We start from the raw sequence: 17044 nt of genomic DNA, 5'->3' as shown, positions 1-17044 counted from the left end.
ACGCTTACTTGTCATTTGGAATAAAGTTTCCAGGCGCTACCTTTAAGCGTGCTCATGAAGAGGTCTGAGCCCCGCTTCCATCGCTTAATCTACGGATCATGCCTATCAGGCACAGAGAAGTGAGAGCGACAAGTAGAAAAACAGCACCCAGCCCGACAGGCAAGTTTTCGTGCAAGAGACTTACGAAGCCGCTGGCGATTGCGCCTACGGCGAAAACCAGCGCGTTCAGTAAGGCGGAGGATGCGCCCGCTTCGTTCGGTCGGCACTCCAAAGCGCAGGTAGTCGCGGCGGAGCGACACAGGCATGTGCCGGCTGTGCTGAGCACCATCGGAAGCAGCAGGGACAGGGCTGATGGTTGTTTAATCCAATGCCATACGAAGATGAAGGCGCCAGCTACAGCAATTAGGCCTACACCTAAAAAGAGCTGTGCTAACGAACTTGCACGACGGTTGATGAGCGTTGCGGCCACACCCCCTATAACATAAGCCATGCCATAAAATATGAATGCCACTGAGAACTGATAAGGCGTGAAATGCAGGATTTTTATAAACAATAACGGTGAGGCCACAATGAAGGAGAAGTGGCAGGCGAAGCCCAGTGCGGCGAGAATGGAGTAGCGAATAAACAGTTTATCCAGCATCAGTTTAGCGTAAGATTGCACGATAGAGGGGCTGTGTGACGATTCAGTACTGTCTTTTTCAAGTAGCGATTGGGCGGCAAATAACGTCATTCCCGTCAAGGCGATAAATACTACAAAGCTGCTTTGCCAGCTAAAATGACTTTGCAGCCAACTGCCAATCAACGGTGACACGGAGATAAACAATCCGCTTGCGGTAATTTGGACGATCCTGGCAGCGTTTCTCCGCGTATTATCAAAAAAATCTTGTACAAGCGGTTGTGTGAGAACAAAGCAGCCGCACCCTAAAGCCTGGATTACTCTGAAGGCGACGAACAGCGCGTATCGCTCGGTCAGTAGGCATCCTAAAGCACCGATCGATGCCACCCACAGTCCCCAAATTAGAAGTCGTTTCCTTCCAAGTTTATCTGACAGTGGGCCGATGACCAGTTGCGAGAAGGCCATGGCCAGTACAAAATAACCCACTGATAGCGCGATATTGTTAGGACCCGTATCTAGATGTTTAGCTATCGGTTGGAACGAAGGTAAGATGACATCAATCGGAAAGACCCCTAGCATAGTGATCAGCAACAAAAAACCTGTTAACGCTATGGGTGAATGTTGAATGGCGTTTTTTTCAGTTTCACCCATGTGTAAGGCCTGCTTTTTCTAATGCATCTCTGTATTTAGGGATGTCTAATATTCCCGCCTTCCTTATGGCGATGACTGTTTCTGATCCAGCCAGTATTAAGCGATTATTCGCCACTTTTAGCAATCTCGGATCATAGGCTGTGCCATGGTCTCTCGCATTATTTTGGCACTACAACGTGATTGAGATTTTCAGTTATTTAAATTCCAATTGAGGTTCATTCATTGTTGTTTTCTCCTGTTTGTCGCGGGGTTGCGACACTTTCGAGCCTAGCAGTTAGGTCAATATGTGCAATCTTGTTCATGCTGAGAAACTTCCGATGTGGCTGTGGGAAAAGTTACTTAGGATGATGCATTTGAAACAGTCCACCAAAAAAAACCGGCTTTCGCCGGTTTTTTTAGAGGTTCATAGTGTCAACTGTTAGGCAGCAACCGGCAGGTAATGCTCTTGATGTAGCGGGTTTCACCAATCGCCGGGTGCACCGGATGGTCAGGGCCCTGACCACCGCGCTCGAGCAACTGCATGTTGCGGTCCAGGTGACGGGCACTGGTCAGCAGGATGTTGTGCAGGTCGTCTTCGGGTAGGTGCATCGAGCAGGAAGCACTGACCAGAATGCCGTCCTTGTTCAGCATGCGCATGGCCTGCTCGTTGAGCCTGCGGTAGGCAGCCTCGCCGTTCTTCAGGTCTTTCTTGCGCTTGATGAAGGCGGGCGGGTCGGCAATGATCACGTCGAAGCGTTCCTCGGCTGCCTTGAGTTCGCGCAAGGCTTCGAAGACGTCGCCCTCGATGCAGGTCAGCTTGTCACCGATACCGTTGAGCTGGGCGTTGCGTTCAACGCCATCCAAGGCAAAGCCCGAGGCATCGACGCAGAACACTTCGCTGGCGCCGAAGGCACCTGCCTGCACGCCCCAACCGCCGATGTAGCTGAACAGGTCGAGTACGCGCTTGCCCTGAACATAGGGGGCCAGGCGTGCACGGTTCATGCGGTGGTCATAGAACCAGCCGGTTTTCTGGCCTTCACGGACCGGGGCTTCGAAACGGACACCGTTTTCTTCCAGCGGTACCCAATCCGGGACTTCACCGTAGACGGTTTCCACATAGCGCTGCAGGCCTTCGGCATCGCGGGCTGCCGAATCGTTCTTGAACAGGATGCCGCTTGGCTTGAGCACCTGGACCAGCGCCGCGATGACCTCATCCTTGTGCGCTTCCATGGTTGCCGATGCCAGTTGCACCACCAGAATGTCGAAGAAGCGATCGACGACCAGCCCCGGCAGCCAATCGGAATCGCCATAGACAAGTCGGTAGCACGGCTTGTCGAACAGGCGCTCGCGCAGGGACAAGGCCACGTTCAGGCGGTGCACCAGCAGCGATTTGTCCAGCGGCAGTTTAACGTCGCGTGACAGCAGACGGGCGCAGATCAGGTTGTTGGGGCTCAGGGCAACGATGCCCAGTGGTTTGCCGTTGGCGGCTTCGAGCACGGCCTGCTGACCGGCCTGCAAGCCTTGAAGCGGGGTGGCGGCAACGTCCACTTCGTTGCTGTAGACCCACAGGTGGCCTGCGCGCAGGCGGCGGTCGGCATTGGCTTTAAGGCGAAGACTGGGCAGGGACATGACGTCGCTCCGGAAAAAAGAGCGGGAGTATAACCCCTACCCAGCCTTATTGCTGAGCGCCAGCGGTCAGGACGACAGGGCCTGGATCAGTGCCTTGTTGAAGGCAGGGATGTCATCGGGCTGCCGGCTGCTGATCAGGTTCCCGTCAACCACCACTTCTTCGTCGACCCACTCGGCGCCAGCGTTGCGCAGGTCATCCTTCAGGGTCTTGAAGCTGGTCATGCGCTTGCCCTGGGTCAAGCCGCTCGAAATCAGCAGCCAGCCGCCGTGGCAGATCACGGCAATCGGTTTGCCGGCTGCGTCATGGCTTTTGACGATTTTCTGGGCGCCTTCAACCAGGCGAATGGTGTCCGAGTTCTGTACGCCGCCTGGCAGGACCACGGCATCATAAAGCTCGCTGGCGCTGTCGAAGGTGCCGTCGACCTTGAACTCGTCCGCGGGCTCGTCGTGGTTCCAGCCGCGCACCGTGCCTTGCTTCTCGCTCAGCACGTGCACCTGCGCACCTGCCTGCTGCAGGGCGTCACGCGGGCCTGTCAATTCCACCTGTTCGAAGCCATCAGTCACCAGGATGGCCACGCGCTTGCCGTTCAATTCAGTACCCATGGGCCTTGCTCCTTTACTCGATGAATATGATAAACAGGCCCGTCCGCGCTTGTGAAAGTTCAAGTTCACTGATCCAGCGGTTAGTTCTGTGGGGTGCATCGCGGTAGAATTGGCAGTCCCATACGAGTGTGCACGCATGTCCCAAGAACTCACCGCCGAACAGATCCAGCAAGCCTTGCAAGGCATCACCATCCCGCCGCAGCCGCAGATCATGGTCGATTTGCAGTTCGAGCAGTACATGCCTGATCCGGACCTGGAAACCATCGCCAAACTGATCGCACAGGACCCTGGGTTGTCGGGCGCCTTGCTCAAGCTGGTCAACTCGGCGCACTTTGGCCTGTCCAACAAGATAGGCTCGATCCAGCGTGCGGTGAACTTGCTGGGTAGTCGTTCGATCATCAACTTGATCAACGCGCAGTCGATCAAGGGCGAAATGAGCGATGAAACCATCGTAACGCTCAACCGGTTCTGGGATACCGCGCAGGATGTGGCGATGACCTGCCTGACGCTGGCCAAGCGCACGGGTATTCAGCCTGCCGACGAAGCCTATACCCTCGGCTTGTTCCACGACTGCGGCGTTCCGCTGATGCTAAAGCGCTTCCCCACGTACATGGATGTGCTCGAAGAAGCCTATGCAAAAACCGACGAGCAGACCCGCGTCGTGGACACGGAGAACCGCGCCTTCAACACCAATCATGCCGTCGTCGGCTATTTCACGGCCAAGTCCTGGCGCTTGCCCGAACACCTGACCGGGGCCATCGCCAACCACCACAACGCGCTGGCGGTGTTTCGCGATGACAGCGCCCGCAACAACCAGAGCCAGATGAAAAACCTGTTGGCGGTGCTCAAGATGGCCGAGCATATCTGTGCCTCCTACCGGGTATTGGGCAACCAGTCGGTGGATCAGGAATGGAACGTAGTGGGGCCGCTGGTGCTCGATTACATAGGCTTGTCGGAATACGACTTCGACAACCTCAAACAGAACATCCGAGAACTAGGTGGGCACTGATACATGCCTGAGTTACCCGAGGTAGAGACCACCCGGCGCGGTATTGCACCGCACGTCGAAGGTCAGCGCGTCAGCCGCGTGGTCGTGCGTGACCGCCGCTTGCGCTGGCCGATCCCGGAAGACCTGGACGTGCGGCTCTCCGGGCAGCGCATCGTCACGGTCGAACGCCGGGCCAAGTACCTGCTGATCAATGCCGAAGTGGGCACCCTGATCAGCCACTTGGGCATGTCGGGCAATCTACGGCTGGTGGAGGCGGGCTTGCCGGCTGGCAAGCATGAGCACGTGGACATCGAGCTCGAATCCGGTCTGATGCTGCGCTATACCGACCCGCGCCGCTTTGGCGCCATGCTCTGGAGCCAAGACCCGCTCAACCATCAATTGCTGCTGCGGCTCGGCCCCGAACCGCTGACCGAGCTGTTTGACGGTGAGCGATTGTTCCAGCTGTCCCGAGGCCGTTCGATGGCGGTCAAGCCCTTCATCATGGACAACGCCGTGGTCGTTGGGGTGGGCAACATCTATGCGACCGAAGCACTGTTCGCTGCCGGCATCGATCCGCGCCGAGCGGCCGGTGGCATCTCGCGGGCGCGATACCTGAAGCTGGCCATCGAGATCAAACGCGTGCTGGCGGCCGCCATCGAGCTGGGCGGCACCACGCTGCGCGATTTCATCGGCGGTGATGGCCAGCCAGGGTACTTCCAGCAGACACTGTTCGCCTACGGGCGCGGCGGCTTGCCCTGCAAGGTGTGTGGCACCGAGTTGCGGGATGTGAAGCTTGGGCAACGCGCCAGTGTGTTCTGCCCGCGCTGCCAACGCTGAGGCCGTGCGCGCTTCGGGATGATCGCCATGGAGAGGCCGATGCGCGAGGATGCCGACGGCCGGCAGCGTCAGGCCTTGCCAGTGATCTTGAGGTACTTGGCCATCAGTTGCTCTTCGCTTTCCGGGTGCGCCTCATCCAGTGGGATGCAGTCGACCGGGCAGACCTGCTGGCACTGCGGCTCGTCGTAATGACCCACGCACTGGGTGCACAGGTTGGGGTCGATCACGTAGATCTCTTCGCCTTGGGAGATGGCCTCGTTGGGGCACTCGGGTTCGCAGACGTCGCAGTTGATGCAATCGTCGGTGATGATCAGGGACATGGGGGCTCCGGCCGGGGCTCAGCGCCCGGGCATGTTCAACGCAATGGGCACAATTGTGCCGCATTCGCGCCTGCAGTGCACGCAGGCGCGACGATCTGGAACAGCGGCTTTACTTCTTGAAGCGTTCAGTCAGCGCATCGGCCACGGCCGGGTGCACGAATTTGCTGATATCGCCCCCCAGTGCGGCTATTTCGCGGACCAGGGTCGACGAGATGAACGAGTACCGCTCCGACGGCGTGAGAAACAGGCTCTCGACGTCGGGTGCCAGTTGACGGTTCATGTTCGCCAGCTGGAACTCGTATTCGAAGTCCGACACTGCACGCAAACCCCGAAGGAACACATTGGCACCTTGCTCCTTGGCAAAATGCGCCAGCAACGAGGAAAAGCCGATGACTTCGACATTGGGCAGGTGCCTGGTGACCTCACGGGCCAGCTCCACGCGTTGTTCCAGCGGGAACAAAGGGTTTTTCTTGGGGCTGGCGGCCACTGCAATGATCACGGTGTCGAACAGCCGCGAGGCGCGCTCGACCAGATCGCCATGGCCTTTGGTAATGGGGTCGAAAGTACCCGGGTACAACACTCGGTTCATCGCGTCATCCTGGCTGGAGTGCGTTGGGGAGTCGGATGGTAGCGCAGCGACTGCGCCCGGCCAAGTCATGCGGCCGGCCAAGGCACTATACTTTGGGCCAGCCAATGGTGCGAGGGCACGGCGCTTTGATACGGTGCAACGCCTTGGCAATACCTCGTACCATGGCGGTTTTCACTGCTCCGTAGACAGGATGCTGGACATGGCCCGGCCCATCAAGACCCGCGAGAGAATCGTTCAGAGCAGCCTTGAGCTGTTCAATCAGTCGGGCGAACGCAGCGTCAGCACCAACCATATCGCGGCGCACCTGGGCATCTCGCCAGGCAATCTCTATTACCACTTCCCCAACAAGCAGGCGATCATCGCGGTTTTGTTCAGCCAGTACGAAACGCACGTAGACAGTTTTCTGCGTCCGCCGCAGGGGCGCCCGCTGGCGGTGCAGGACAAGCGGTTCTACTTGCAGGCGCTGCTGGCTGCCATGTGGAACTACCGTTTCCTGCACCGGGACCTGGAGCATCTGCTGGGCAGCGATGCTGAGCTGGCAGCCCGTTATCGGCGCTTCTCCGCACGCTGCATGCGTCAGGGCAAGGCCATTTACCGCGGCTTCGTCGAGGCGGGTATTCTGGCGATGAACCCCGCGCAGCAGGAGTCGCTGACCATCAATGCCTGGATCGTGCTCACCTCGTGGGTGCGCTTTCTCAGCACGACCCGGGAGCATGCAACGCACCTGGGTGAAGAAGCGTTCAAGCGGGGCGTCTATCAGGTGCTGGCCCTTGAGCTGGGGTTCGTCACCGAGCCTGCGCGCAATGCCGTGCAGGCCTTGTGCAGCGAGTTTCACGTACCGTTCATTCAGGCGCTTGAGCACTAGCGCCCGGGCCCGGGATTACATCGATCAGGAGATTGTCATGTCACTTGCGCAGTTGATCACCCCGCAGCAGTTGGCCGAGCGGCTGGATTCACCCGGCCTTGTCATTCTCGACTGTCGTTTCGCCCTTGAGGATGTGGATTACGGTCAGCGCAGTTACGCCTTGGGTCACATCGAAGGGGCGCACTTTGCCGACCTTGAGCGAGACTTCAGCGGCCCGGTCAGCAAGGGTGTGACAGGGCGACACCCGCTGCCTGATCCAGAAAAGCTGGTAGCGCGCCTGCGCGAATGGGGCGTAGATAACGAGAGCGACGTGGTGCTGTACGACGACGGTACCGGTGCCTATGCGGCGCGAGGCTGGTGGCTGCTGGCCTGGCTGGGCAAACGCAGTGGCGTTGCAATCCTGGACGGCGGCCTGACCGCCTGGCACGCCGCGCACCTGCCATTGAGCCTGGATCCCCCGGCCCGGCGCGAAGGCAACTTCAGCGGCCAGCCCGATGAGGTCATGCTGATCGATGCCGAAAGCCTGGTTCAGCGCCTGGGCAGCTCAGACCTGACCCTGCTGGATGCGCGCGCATTGCCACGTTTTCGTGGCGACATGGAACCCATCGACCCAGTGGCAGGACACATCCCTGGCGCACGCTGCGCCGCCTTCACCGAGAACCTTGGCAGCGACGGCCGGTTTCTTCCGCCCGAGCAACTCCGGCAACGTTTCGAGCAGCAGCTGCAGGGACGCGCGCCTGAGCATCTGGTTGCGTACTGCGGTTCAGGGGTAACGGCGTGTCATAACCTGTTCGCGCTGGCATTGGCCGGTTACCCGCTCGGCAAACTGTATGCAGGCTCATGGAGTGAGTGGATCACCCGCCCTGAGCATGCAGTGGCAACGGGCGACCAGTAGGCCCTCCACTACAGGCCTTCGCGTAACCATTGCGGAATTCGGCGCTCCAGGTAATAGCCCGGTTTTCGCAGGCTGCCGTCGACGAACCCGACATGGCCACCCTGAGCGTGCAGCTCAAGCTCGGTCCCTGGGGCCAGCTCATCTGCCGTCGGCACGCTCAGAGGCGAGACGAAGGGGTCGTCGCTGGCCTGGATGATCAGGGTCCGGGTACGGTTATGGCTCAGGTAGAAGCCACTTGAAGCGCGGCGATAATAGTCGTGCACATCCTGAAAACCGTTCAGCGGTGCAGTGACCTTGGCATCGAAATCCCAGAACGTGCGCAAGCCATGCAGTGGACCGAGCTGCTCCAGGATTGCCAGCCGTTCTGGGTGACCATGGTCTTTGAACAGGCGCTGCTTGACCTGCACATAGGCCAGCATCTCGCGCATGAAATGCGCCTGGTACACCTTCGAAAACCCCAGGCCGATACGATCGGCACACTGATCCAGGCGAAAAGGCACGGAAACGGCGACTGCCGCCTGCAACCGGCTGTTGTCACCCTGTTCGCCCAGGTATTTGAGCAGGACATTGCCTCCCAGGGAGTAGCCCACCGCGTACAGGGGCGCCAGCGGCCTTTTGGCACACAGGTGACTGACGATCTCAGCCAGGTCCTCACTGGCGCCGGAATGGTAGCTGCGGGGCAGCAGGTTCGGTTCCCCAGAGCAGCCCCGCCAGTTCGCCGCGACGCTCGCCCAGCCCAGTGCGTGCAGCGCCTGTTGCAAGCCTTTGACATAGGGTGAGCCCGATGACCCCGTCAACCCGTGAAGCACCAGCACCAGCGGCGCATGGGGCTGGTGCGGGCCATGCCAGTCAAGGTCGATGAAGTCCCCGTCCGCCAGCCAGATGCGTTCGCGCTCGCGTTGCAGCGTCGGCGTCTTGCGCCACAGCGGTCCCCACAATGTTTGCAGGTGAGGGTTGGAAAGGCCTTTGGCAGGATGAAACAGGGCGCTGGAACTTGGCATGCTGGGCAACTCGTGATGTGCCCGGCTAGAGTGCCATGAAACAGCGCTTGTATCAGCCTTCACTGACTCGCCTTACCCCGTGCTCGCCTATCGCTGGGCTGGCTCCGGCGCAGGCAAGGGGGACTGCTCAGCGTCGGGGCCGAGGGTGACGAATACCTGAGGTGCCTTTCGCCACCACACCTGCGCCACTTCACGAAGGTATGCAGGGGTCAATGAAGCAAGCCTGTCCAGATGGGTGGTCAGGTAATCGGCGGGCAAGCCCTGATGGCTGTGCGTGGCCAATGTCGCTGCCAGATGTGCGCTGTCGGCCAGTTGGCGGTGCAGCCGGGCAGCGATCTGATTGACGGCCATGTCGCACTCGACCTGAGTTGGCCCACGTGTGTGCAGGCAGTCCAGCATCCCTGCGACCAGTGCATGTGAAGCTTCCCGGTATTGGGGGGCGACGTCCCAGTGTATGTGCAGCAGTGTTCCAGCATCCAAGTGCCTGAGTTTGGTGGTGACCGTGTAGGTCAGCCCTCGCAGATGGCGCAGTTCCTGAGGCAAGCGCGCTTCGTGGTTGCCGCCAAGAATCTCGGTCAGCAACTCCAGTGCAGCATAGACCGGGTCGCTGGGTAGCACAGGAACGGCCACTGTCAGCATTGCCTGAGTTGCACTGCCAGGGTGCGTGATATGGTGTGACAGCGGCGACTGCTCAGCCAGCATGGACGGCGGCTGCGCTGCCCACTGCTGCGGCAAATCACGTGTCAGGTCATTGACCAGTTGCTCTGCGTCGTCCCGGCTAAGGTCGCCGACCAGCCCTATGTCGAGGTTATTGGCCGAGTAGGCCTTTGCATGAAAAGCCCGCACTTGGTCAGTGGTCAAGGGGCCGATGATCCCAGCATCGGCGTGCGACGCGTACGGATGGCCGCTGAAGACATGACCGGTGGTTGTATTGATCAGGCGTGCCAGCGGATTGAGTTTTTGCCGGCCTTGGTAGAGCGCTATTCGATCACGTATCTTCGTAACGTCCTCTGGGCGAAACGCAGGGCGAGCCAGCATCTGCGCCAGCGTTTGCGAAACTGCTCGCAGCAAACCGGGTGTGCTCAGGCACCTTAGCGTGATCGTGGCTTTTTCTTCGCTCAACGAGCGTCCCACGATGGCGCCCCTTGCAGCCATTTGCTCGGCAAATTGCGCCGCGCTCAGGGTTGCCGTGCCCTGATCAAGGCTGTAGAGCGTCAGCGCGGCCAGCCCTGGGTGATCGCCATCAAGTGCGCTACCTGCCCGGAATCGCAGCACCAGATCAATCATGGGGCGATCATGCGTAGCCATGAAACTGACCTTCGTGCCTTGCGCCGTCTCCCACCGCTCAGCCGTGGCCAGGAGTGCAGGAGGCTGGTCGAGTTCGACACGCTGGGTCGAGCTCAGCCTTGCCATCGCTTGCCGCGCCGTATCGATGGCAGGCCCTTGGCACAGCACAGGTGCTGGTTGGCGTATCTGATCGTCGTTCATGCTTGCGCTCCTGGTAGAAGAGAGGTGGTGGTCAGCCGCTCACGCCCCAGATAAGTGCGCGCTACCTGCTGCACCTGAGCACTGTCGATGATCGATATCAGGCGCGCATGTTCGTCGATCAGGCTTGCTGGTTGCCCTGTCGCGGCCATGGCGCCGATTTGCGAAGCTTGGGCCGTTGCGCTGTCGAGAGAGAAAAGCTGGCGGGCGAGCAGTCGCAGCTTTATCTGCTGCAACTGTTCAGCCGACAAGGCTTCGGTTTGCAAGCGTGCTATCTGCTCATAAGTCGCTTCAGTAGCTTGTTCGAGGGTCGCATTCAGTGTGTTCACGTAGGCTGAGAAGGTGATTACGGTGTCGCCACGTACAAGGGGGTCATAGGTTGCGGCAACGCCTGTCAGCAGGCCCCGTCCCCTGACAAGTTCGGCATACAGCCAAGCGCTGGAGCCCTCGGCCAGCACTTCACAGATCAGCTCGAGGGTTTTGCTCGTGAGTGCATCGTTGGCTGTGGCACAACTGGGGACGTTGAAGGACATCAGCAGGCCATGGCTAAGGCCGGGCAAGCTAACGGCCTGGCTGCGTTCCGCCATTGGAGCGTCTGAGCGGGGAAAAGGCGAGTCTGGCAGCTGACCGCGCTCCAGGTGCGCGAAGTACGTTTCGACCTGCTGTTTCAACGTTTCCAGTTCCACGTTGCCCACCACGACGAGCGTGGCGTTGTTAGGCCGGTAGCGGGTGGTGTACCACTGCCGCAGCGTTGGCAGGTCGATGTTCTGTAGATCTATCGCCGAACCGAAGCTTGGGGTCGCATACGGGCTGCTGCCGTGAGCCAGGGCCAAGTGACGGTCGTAGGCTTGCTGGATGGGCTGGGCGTCTACTTTCAGGCGTCGTTCGTCAGCGATCGCCTTGGCGCCTCGTGCCAACTCGGGCAACCCGAATGTGGCCGTGTCCATGGCATCTGCCAACAGTTCGAGCGCAACGGGCAGGCGCGATGCAGGCAACAACATGTCGAAAGAGGTGGCATCGAGGAGAGTACTGGCATTGGCCTGTCCCGCAAGGCGGGCAACGACTTTCGCGTACTGCCCAGGCTCAAGCTTGCGGCTGCCTTCGAAGATGACGTGTTCAAGCAAGTGCGAGAGGTTAGTCTGCCCTGCTGGCTCGTGACGGGTACCGACGTTGTACCAGAGCTGGACGGCGGCGAGGGCATTTCGGCTCTGCTGTCTCAGGTAGACGGACAGGCCGTTTTCAAGCGTGAAATGCTGCACAGGGGAGGGGCTGGCGCCTGCAAGAGAGGCAAGCGCCGCCGAGACATCATCGGCCAGTGAAGGCGCGGAGAGCGATACGGTCATGCTGAGGTGCTCGGATGGCTAGAGACCCGAGCAGCATCAGTCAACGTGGGGCGCCAGCTGCGCTAAATAGTTAGCCCCGTTGCCACAGTGCGTAATGCACCTGTCCGGTTTTCTTCTCCCGGTGCAGTCGCCAGTTGGCAGGTAGCTGCAAGGTCGACGGAGCCGCTTCGCTCTCGGTATATACCCACGCTTGCTCGCTCAGCCACTGGTTCTGTTCGAGCAGGTTGCAGGTGTCTGCCAGCAACTGCTGATGAAAAGGTGGGTCCAGGAATACCAGGTCGAATTGCTTTTTGGCAGGGCCTTGCAGATAGCGCAAGGCATCGGTCTGAAGGATCTGCCCCCGTGGACAGCGCAGGATCTCGAGGTTGTGCTTGAGGTTGGCGATGGCGGCAGAATTGCTGTCCAGTGCCACGGCATCCTCGGCCCCGCGAGACAGGGCCTCCAGTACCAACGCCCCGCTGCCGGTGAAGGCGTCGAGCACGTGCGCGCCCTCGATATAGGGGGCCAGCCAGTTGAAAACCGTCTCGCGTACCCGGTCAGGTGTAGGGCGCAAGCCCTCACCATCGGGCACGGCCAGACGACGGCTGCGCCATTGGCCCGCGATGATGCGCAGGTGGCCCTGGCCCTTGCTCTGGCCCGGTTGCTGGCGGGCGGGAGGGTTGGATCTTGGCATTAGTGCTCCGGTACCCCGAGCGGTTGCCCGGAGGGTTTATCAGTAGGGGCTGGCAGTGGCTTCTGCGGCACCTTCGGACCGACTGTGACGATGACCAGCTTGTCGGCGGACAAATGCTTGTTCATGGCGTCCTTGACCTGTTCGACGGTCAGGGCCTGGGACTGCTGCATGAAGTCTTCCAGCCAGCTCAATGGCAGGTTGTAGAAGCCGATGGCGCCCAGTTGCCCGACGATGCTGGCATTGCTCGCATTGGAAAGCGGGAAGCTTCCAGCCAGCTCGCGCTTGGCATCGTCCAGTTCCTGCTGGGTAGGGCCGCTGCGCAGATAGTCGGCCAGAATACCCTGAACCAGCTTCAATGTCCCTTCGCTGAGTTCGGCGCGGGTTTGCAGGTTGATCATGAACGGGCCGCGCACTTGCATCGGGCTGAAGGCCGAATAGACACCGTAGGTCAGACCGCGCTTTTCACGCACCTCACTCATCAGCCGCGTGCCGAACGCGCCGCCACCGAGGATCTGATTGCCCAGTGACAAGGCTGGCCAATCCTTGTCCTGGCGATCGATACCCAGCTCTGCGAGCATCAGGTGTGTCTGTTGGGACGGAAACTCGATGTGGGTGAAGCCTGCCTTGGGCGCTGTCGGCTGGGCTGGGGCAGGCAAGGCCGGGCCTTTAGGCAGGCCGGCTGAAACCTGCGCGGCAATTGCCTCGGCTTCGCTGCGGTTCAGGTCGCCCACCAGTGCAATGACGGCATTGCCCGGTGTGTAAGCCTTGGCATGAAACGCACGCAACTGCTCAAGGGTAATGCCGGTGATGTTTTGCGGTGTCCCATCGCTGGGATGCGCATAAGGGTGTTCGCCGTACAGGTGGGTGAACAGCGTCTTGCCTGCAAGCTTGCCGGGGTTCTGCTTATCGTACTCGAAGCCGGCCAACATCTGGTTCTTGAGCCGTTTGAGCGCCTCGTCCGGGAAGGTGGGCTTGCCTGTGACCTCGGTAAACAGCTTCAAGGCCGGTTCGCGCTTGTCCTTGGCACTGAGGCTACGTAGCGAAGCGACGGCCATGTCGCGGTACGAGCCGTTGCCGAAATCCGCCCCAAGACTCTCGAAGCCTTGGGCGATGGCAGTCACATCCTTGCCCTTTACGCCTTCGTTGAGCATGGCGTTGGTCAGGGCCGCCAGGCCTGGTGTGTCACCGTCCTGGCTGCTGCCGGCGGCGAAGGTCACGCGCAGGTCGAACATCGGGAGCTCGCGGGCCTCGACGAACAGCACCCGCGCGCCTTCAGCCGTATTCCAGTGCTGGATGTTCAGCTGGCGGGTAGTGGGCGCCTTGCCGTCAAGCTCGGCCAGGGACTGTAAAGTGTTGGCCTGCCGGGCTTGTGCATTGCCAGCCTTGGCAGCGTCCTCGGCCAGTGCCGGTACGGCCAGTGCAGCCGTCAATGCCCAGGTACAGATACCCGTAGCCAGCCAGTGGGGACGATGCAAGCGACGGTCACTCATGAGCGGACTCCTCGGGCAGAACATGGGCAACGCTCAGGCGTTCGCGGGTGAAATAGGTACGGGCAGCTTGCTGGATGTCCTGAGGGGTAACGCGCTTGAGTTCGTCCAGCTCGCTGTCGATCAACTTCCAGGACAGGCCGACGGTTTCCAGCTGGCCGATGGTGGTTGCCTGGCTGCTGATCGAGTCGCGGTCATACACCAGCCCGGCGATGACCTGGGCGCGCACGCGCTCGAGCTCTTCTGCCGTCGGCGGTGTGGTCTTGAGTTCATCCAGCAGTTGCCAGATGCCCTTTTCCACGTCTGCCAGGGTTTTTTGTTTCTGCACGTTGGGCGTGGCTGAAATCAGGAACAGGCTGTCGCCGCGCGTGAAGGCGTTGTAGCTGGACGAGGCCCCGGCCACCAGCTCCTGCCCGCGCTCCAGTCGTGCGGGCATGCGTGCACTGTAGCCGCCATCGAGCAAGGCCGAGATCAGGCGCAAGGCATGCACCGTGCGAGGGTCCTGGGCCGTGGGCAGGCCAGGTACGTTGAAGCCGTAGATCAGGCTCGGCAGCTGGGTGCGCACGTGCAGGGTCAGCTGTCGCTGGCCGGGCTCTGCCAGCTCCAGCGGCAGCTTGGCCGCAGGTGTGTCCCGGCGAGGAATAGCGCCGAAGTACTTCTGGGCCAGGCCCTTGACTTCGTCGGCGGTAACATCGCCCACCACCACGAGCGTGGCGTTGTTGGGTGCGTACCACGAGGTGTACCAGTGGCGCAGCTCCTCGACTTTCATGCGCTCCAGGTCAGCCATCCAGCCGATGGTTGGGGTGTGGTAGCCGCTGGCCGGGTAGGCCATGGCACGAAACAGCTCGAACGCCTTGGCATTGGGCTGGTCGTCGGTGCGCAGGCGGCGCTCTTCCTTGATGACCTCGATTTCACGGCTGAACTCGTCGGCCGGCAGACGCAGGCTGGCCAGGCGATCGGCCTCCAGCTCGAAGGCGACCGGCAAGCGATCGCGCGCCAGCACCTGATAGTAGGCGGTGTAGTCGTCGCTGGTGAACGCGTTCTCTTCGGCGCCCAGATCCCGCAGGATGCGCGAGGCTTCGCCAGGGCCGACCTTGGCACTGCCCTTGAACATCATGTGCTCGAGCGCATGCGAAAGGCCGGTCTGGCCAGGCGTCTCGTAGCTGGAGCCGACCTTGTACCAGATCTGCGAGACCACCACCGGGGCGCGATGGTCTTCGCGCACGACCACTTTGAGGCCGTTATCCAGGATGAATTCGTGAGTGGGTTGCACATCGGCGGCGAAGGCCGCAAGCGGGAGGCACAGCGTGCCGAGCAACAGGCCAGCGGCGCGGCGGGCTAGAGCATTCATACGGTGTTTAACCTGTTCGGCGGCCCGCTGGGTTTAGCGTCGGCAGGCCAGGAGGTGCTAGGATACTGATCCGGTTGCCTGGCGACCATGCCTGTCGCCGTTCTGGCCTGCAGGACATCAAGACAAAACGTTGCGCATGAACCAGCCGGCTTCTAGATAGTCTGTTCTGCGTAGAAAGAATTCCTGATGCGCCCTAGCGGGCCATCGCTACCCTGAGATAGCCGTCTTCCATGTTTGGTTCCAACGACGACAAAAAAGCGCCGGCCGAGGCTGGCGAGAAGAAAGGCCTGTTCGGCTGGTTCCGCAAGAAGCCGCAGCCACCTGCGCAAGCGGACGTGCCGACGGAAAAATCCCCTGCTGTCCAAGCGCCCGCGCCAGCGACACCCGATCAAACGGATGGGCCTGCACCGCTGGCCGAGCAAGCTGCCCCGGCCGTAGCGCCGACTGCGGAGCCGACACCCCCAGTTCAGGTGACGCCTGCGCCCTTGCCCGAGGTCGCTGTGCCCGTGGCACCCGCGCCGGTCGCCGACCCTGCACCACACGTGCCTGCACCTGCACCTGCACCAACGCCTGCTGCTGTGCCTGAAGTGGAAGTTCCTGCCCCCGTGAGCAACCTGGTGCTGCCGGTTGCAGAAGAACCCGTGGCGCTGGTGCCCGATCTGCAAGCCAAGGCGCCACCAGTGATTCCGGATCGCCCGGCGCCTGCGCCGGCAGTCCAGCCCGTTGCAGAGCCGGCCAAGGTCGATTTGCACATCGAGGCCGAGGCTGCCCCGTCCGTCGAAGCCGCTCAGTCCGAGCCTGTGAAAGCAGGCTTTTTCGCCCGCCTCAAGCAGGGGTTGTCCAAGACCAGCGCCAGCATTGGCGAAGGCATGGCCAGCCTGTTCCTGGGCAAGAAAGTCATCGATGACGATTTGCTCGACGAGATCGAGACCCGCCTGCTGACCGCCGACGTCGGCGTGGAGGCCACGTCCACCATCGTTCAGAACCTGACGCAGAAGGTGGCCCGCAAGCAGCTGGCCGACGCCGACGCGCTGTACAAGTCCTTGCAGGAAGAGCTGGCCGCGTTGCTCAGGCCTGTCGAGCAGCCGATGGTCGTGGCGGCGCAGAACAAGCCTTATGTGATCCTGGTGGTAGGCGTCAATGGCGCCGGCAAGACCACCACCATCGGCAAGCTGGCCAAGAAGCTGCAGATGGAAGGCAAGAAAGTGATGCTGGCTGCAGGCGATACCTTCCGGGCCGCAGCGGTCGAGCAGTTGCAGGTGTGGGGTGAGCGTAACCGCATCCCGGTGATCGCGCAGCACACTGGCGCCGACTCCGCCTCGGTGATCTTCGACGCGGTGCAGGCAGCCAAGGCCAGGGGCGTGGATGTGCTGATCGCCGACACTGCCGGGCGCCTGCACACCAAGGACAACCTGATGGAGGAGCTGAAGAAGGTCCGCCGCGTCATCGGCAAGCTCGATCCCGATGCGCCGCACGAAGTGCTGCTGGTGCTCGACGCCGGTACCGGCCAGAACGCCATCAGCCAGGCCAAGTATTTCCACCAGAGCGTGGAGCTGACCGGTCTTGCGCTCACCAAGCTCGACGGTACCGCCAAGGGTGGTGTCATCTTCGCCCTGGCCAAGCAATTCAAGCTGCCTATCCGGTTCATCGGTGTCGGTGAGGGGATCGATGACCTGCGCACCTTTGAAGCCGAGCCGTTCGTCAAGGCCCTGTTCGCCGAGCGAGACTGACC

The 17044-nt window shown here is 60.8% G+C and carries 16 protein-coding genes; 5 read left to right on the top strand and 11 right to left on the bottom strand.

Going from position 1 to position 17044, the window contains the following annotated elements; translation table 11 throughout:
• Positions 1-52: 52 nt before the first annotated feature.
• The 3 genes from NMB38_RS20750 to NMB38_RS20740 form a co-directional block, all read right to left on the bottom strand.
• Entirely contained in the window at positions 53-1267 is a 1215-nt protein-coding gene (locus tag NMB38_RS20750) for an MFS transporter (protein WP_494354862.1), read from the bottom strand.
• A gap of 411 nt (positions 1268-1678) precedes the next feature.
• Positions 1679-2875, bottom strand: a complete 1197-nt coding sequence (locus NMB38_RS20745; RefSeq protein ID WP_027913478.1) for a class I SAM-dependent rRNA methyltransferase — start codon at positions 2873-2875, stop codon at positions 1679-1681.
• 66 nt (positions 2876-2941) lie between these two features.
• Positions 2942-3478 (bottom strand): type 1 glutamine amidotransferase domain-containing protein, encoded by a 537-nt coding sequence (locus tag NMB38_RS20740; RefSeq protein WP_027913479.1) that lies wholly within the window; start codon positions 3476-3478, stop codon positions 2942-2944.
• Between the two features lie 190 nt (positions 3479-3668).
• Between NMB38_RS20740 and NMB38_RS20735 the strand changes: the two genes are divergently transcribed.
• Both NMB38_RS20735 and mutM read left to right on the top strand, forming a co-directional pair.
• Positions 3669-4487 (top strand): HDOD domain-containing protein, encoded by an 819-nt coding sequence (locus tag NMB38_RS20735; protein ID WP_173645904.1) that lies wholly within the window; start codon positions 3669-3671, stop codon positions 4485-4487.
• A gap of 3 nt (positions 4488-4490) precedes the next feature.
• Positions 4491-5303, top strand: a complete 813-nt coding sequence (mutM, locus tag NMB38_RS20730; RefSeq protein ID WP_027913480.1) for a bifunctional DNA-formamidopyrimidine glycosylase/DNA-(apurinic or apyrimidinic site) lyase — start codon at positions 4491-4493, stop codon at positions 5301-5303.
• Between the two features lie 68 nt (positions 5304-5371).
• Here the strand turns inward: mutM and NMB38_RS20725 are convergent, their stop codons facing one another.
• Both NMB38_RS20725 and coaD read right to left on the bottom strand, forming a co-directional pair.
• The gene (locus NMB38_RS20725) at positions 5372-5623 is read right to left on the bottom strand and encodes a YfhL family 4Fe-4S dicluster ferredoxin (protein WP_023532594.1); all 252 of its coding nucleotides are present in this window, start codon (positions 5621-5623) and stop codon (positions 5372-5374) included.
• A gap of 109 nt (positions 5624-5732) precedes the next feature.
• Positions 5733-6212, bottom strand: coding sequence for a pantetheine-phosphate adenylyltransferase (gene coaD, locus NMB38_RS20720; protein ID WP_023532462.1), 480 nt, complete (start codon positions 6210-6212; stop codon positions 5733-5735).
• Positions 6213-6411: 199 nt separating this feature from the next.
• Between coaD and NMB38_RS20715 the strand changes: the two genes are divergently transcribed.
• Together NMB38_RS20715 and NMB38_RS20710 are read left to right on the top strand one after the other, a co-directional pair.
• On the top strand, positions 6412-7077 hold the full coding sequence (locus NMB38_RS20715) for a TetR/AcrR family transcriptional regulator (RefSeq protein WP_027913481.1): 666 nt from the start codon (positions 6412-6414) through the stop codon (positions 7075-7077).
• Between the two features lie 37 nt (positions 7078-7114).
• Positions 7115-7972 carry a sulfurtransferase gene (locus NMB38_RS20710; RefSeq protein ID WP_490805787.1) on the top strand — a complete coding sequence of 286 codons (858 nt, stop codon included), beginning with the start codon at positions 7115-7117 and terminating at the stop codon, positions 7970-7972.
• Between the two features lie 8 nt (positions 7973-7980).
• On the opposite strand, the gene NMB38_RS20705 is transcribed toward NMB38_RS20710, so the two are convergent.
• The 6 genes from NMB38_RS20705 to NMB38_RS20680 all read right to left on the bottom strand — a co-directional run bounded on the left by NMB38_RS20705 (position 7981) and on the right by NMB38_RS20680 (position 15312).
• Positions 7981-8973 (bottom strand): hydrolase, encoded by a 993-nt coding sequence (locus tag NMB38_RS20705; protein WP_028686698.1) that lies wholly within the window; start codon positions 8971-8973, stop codon positions 7981-7983.
• A gap of 87 nt (positions 8974-9060) precedes the next feature.
• Positions 9061-10461: a M16 family metallopeptidase gene (locus NMB38_RS20700; protein WP_049695316.1), complete on the bottom strand. Its 1401-nt coding sequence runs from the start codon at positions 10459-10461 to the stop codon at positions 9061-9063.
• Positions 10458-11801 (bottom strand): M16 family metallopeptidase, encoded by a 1344-nt coding sequence (locus NMB38_RS20695; protein WP_049695317.1) that lies wholly within the window; start codon positions 11799-11801, stop codon positions 10458-10460. Before NMB38_RS20695 ends, NMB38_RS20700 begins: the two co-directional genes overlap by 4 nt.
• Before the next feature lie 70 nt (positions 11802-11871).
• Entirely contained in the window at positions 11872-12474 is a 603-nt protein-coding gene (gene rsmD / locus NMB38_RS20690) for a 16S rRNA (guanine(966)-N(2))-methyltransferase RsmD (protein ID WP_027913486.1), read from the bottom strand.
• A complete protein-coding gene (locus NMB38_RS20685) occupies positions 12474-13964 on the bottom strand; it encodes a M16 family metallopeptidase (protein WP_490805786.1) in 1491 nt (496 codons plus the stop codon). The genes rsmD and NMB38_RS20685 overlap by 1 nt, the downstream gene beginning before the upstream one ends.
• Positions 13957-15312: a M16 family metallopeptidase gene (locus NMB38_RS20680; RefSeq protein WP_027913488.1), complete on the bottom strand. Its 1356-nt coding sequence runs from the start codon at positions 15310-15312 to the stop codon at positions 13957-13959. Before NMB38_RS20680 ends, NMB38_RS20685 begins: the two co-directional genes overlap by 8 nt.
• Before the next feature lie 230 nt (positions 15313-15542).
• Between NMB38_RS20680 and ftsY the strand changes: the two genes are divergently transcribed.
• A complete protein-coding gene (ftsY, locus tag NMB38_RS20675) occupies positions 15543-17042 on the top strand; it encodes a signal recognition particle-docking protein FtsY (protein WP_049695318.1) in 1500 nt (499 codons plus the stop codon).
• Positions 17043-17044: the final 2 nt, after the last annotated feature.

The sequence above is a fragment of the Pseudomonas sp. FBCC-B35 genome (assembly GCF_059133755.1).
Note: the sequence above shows the minus strand (reverse complement) of the source record. Positions and strands in the feature narration are given on the sequence as shown.

What these genes read in the sequence shown, in the direction of transcription:
- NMB38_RS20750 (WP_494354862.1), bottom strand. Translation starts at nt 1,267, where the DNA reads ATGGGTGAAACTGAAAAAAACGCCATTCAACATTCACCCATAGCGTTA.
- NMB38_RS20745 (WP_027913478.1), bottom strand. Translation starts at nt 2,875, where the DNA reads ATGTCCCTGCCCAGTCTTCGCCTTAAAGCCAATGCCGACCGCCGCCTG.
- NMB38_RS20740 (WP_027913479.1), bottom strand. Translation starts at nt 3,478, where the DNA reads ATGGGTACTGAATTGAACGGCAAGCGCGTGGCCATCCTGGTGACTGAT.
- mutM (WP_027913480.1), top strand. Translation starts at nt 4,491, where the DNA reads ATGCCTGAGTTACCCGAGGTAGAGACCACCCGGCGCGGTATTGCACCG.
- NMB38_RS20725 (WP_023532594.1), bottom strand. Translation starts at nt 5,623, where the DNA reads ATGTCCCTGATCATCACCGACGATTGCATCAACTGCGACGTCTGCGAA.
- coaD (WP_023532462.1), bottom strand. Translation starts at nt 6,212, where the DNA reads ATGAACCGAGTGTTGTACCCGGGTACTTTCGACCCCATTACCAAAGGC.
- NMB38_RS20715 (WP_027913481.1), top strand. Translation starts at nt 6,412, where the DNA reads ATGGCCCGGCCCATCAAGACCCGCGAGAGAATCGTTCAGAGCAGCCTT.
- NMB38_RS20710 (WP_490805787.1), top strand. Translation starts at nt 7,115, where the DNA reads ATGTCACTTGCGCAGTTGATCACCCCGCAGCAGTTGGCCGAGCGGCTG.
- NMB38_RS20705 (WP_028686698.1), bottom strand. Translation starts at nt 8,973, where the DNA reads ATGCCAAGTTCCAGCGCCCTGTTTCATCCTGCCAAAGGCCTTTCCAAC.
- NMB38_RS20700 (WP_049695316.1), bottom strand. Translation starts at nt 10,461, where the DNA reads ATGAACGACGATCAGATACGCCAACCAGCACCTGTGCTGTGCCAAGGG.
- NMB38_RS20695 (WP_049695317.1), bottom strand. Translation starts at nt 11,801, where the DNA reads ATGACCGTATCGCTCTCCGCGCCTTCACTGGCCGATGATGTCTCGGCG.
- rsmD (WP_027913486.1), bottom strand. Translation starts at nt 12,474, where the DNA reads ATGCCAAGATCCAACCCTCCCGCCCGCCAGCAACCGGGCCAGAGCAAG.
- NMB38_RS20685 (WP_490805786.1), bottom strand. Translation starts at nt 13,964, where the DNA reads ATGAGTGACCGTCGCTTGCATCGTCCCCACTGGCTGGCTACGGGTATC.
- NMB38_RS20680 (WP_027913488.1), bottom strand. Translation starts at nt 15,312, where the DNA reads ATGAATGCTCTAGCCCGCCGCGCCGCTGGCCTGTTGCTCGGCACGCTG.
- ftsY (WP_049695318.1), top strand. Translation starts at nt 15,543, where the DNA reads ATGTTTGGTTCCAACGACGACAAAAAAGCGCCGGCCGAGGCTGGCGAG.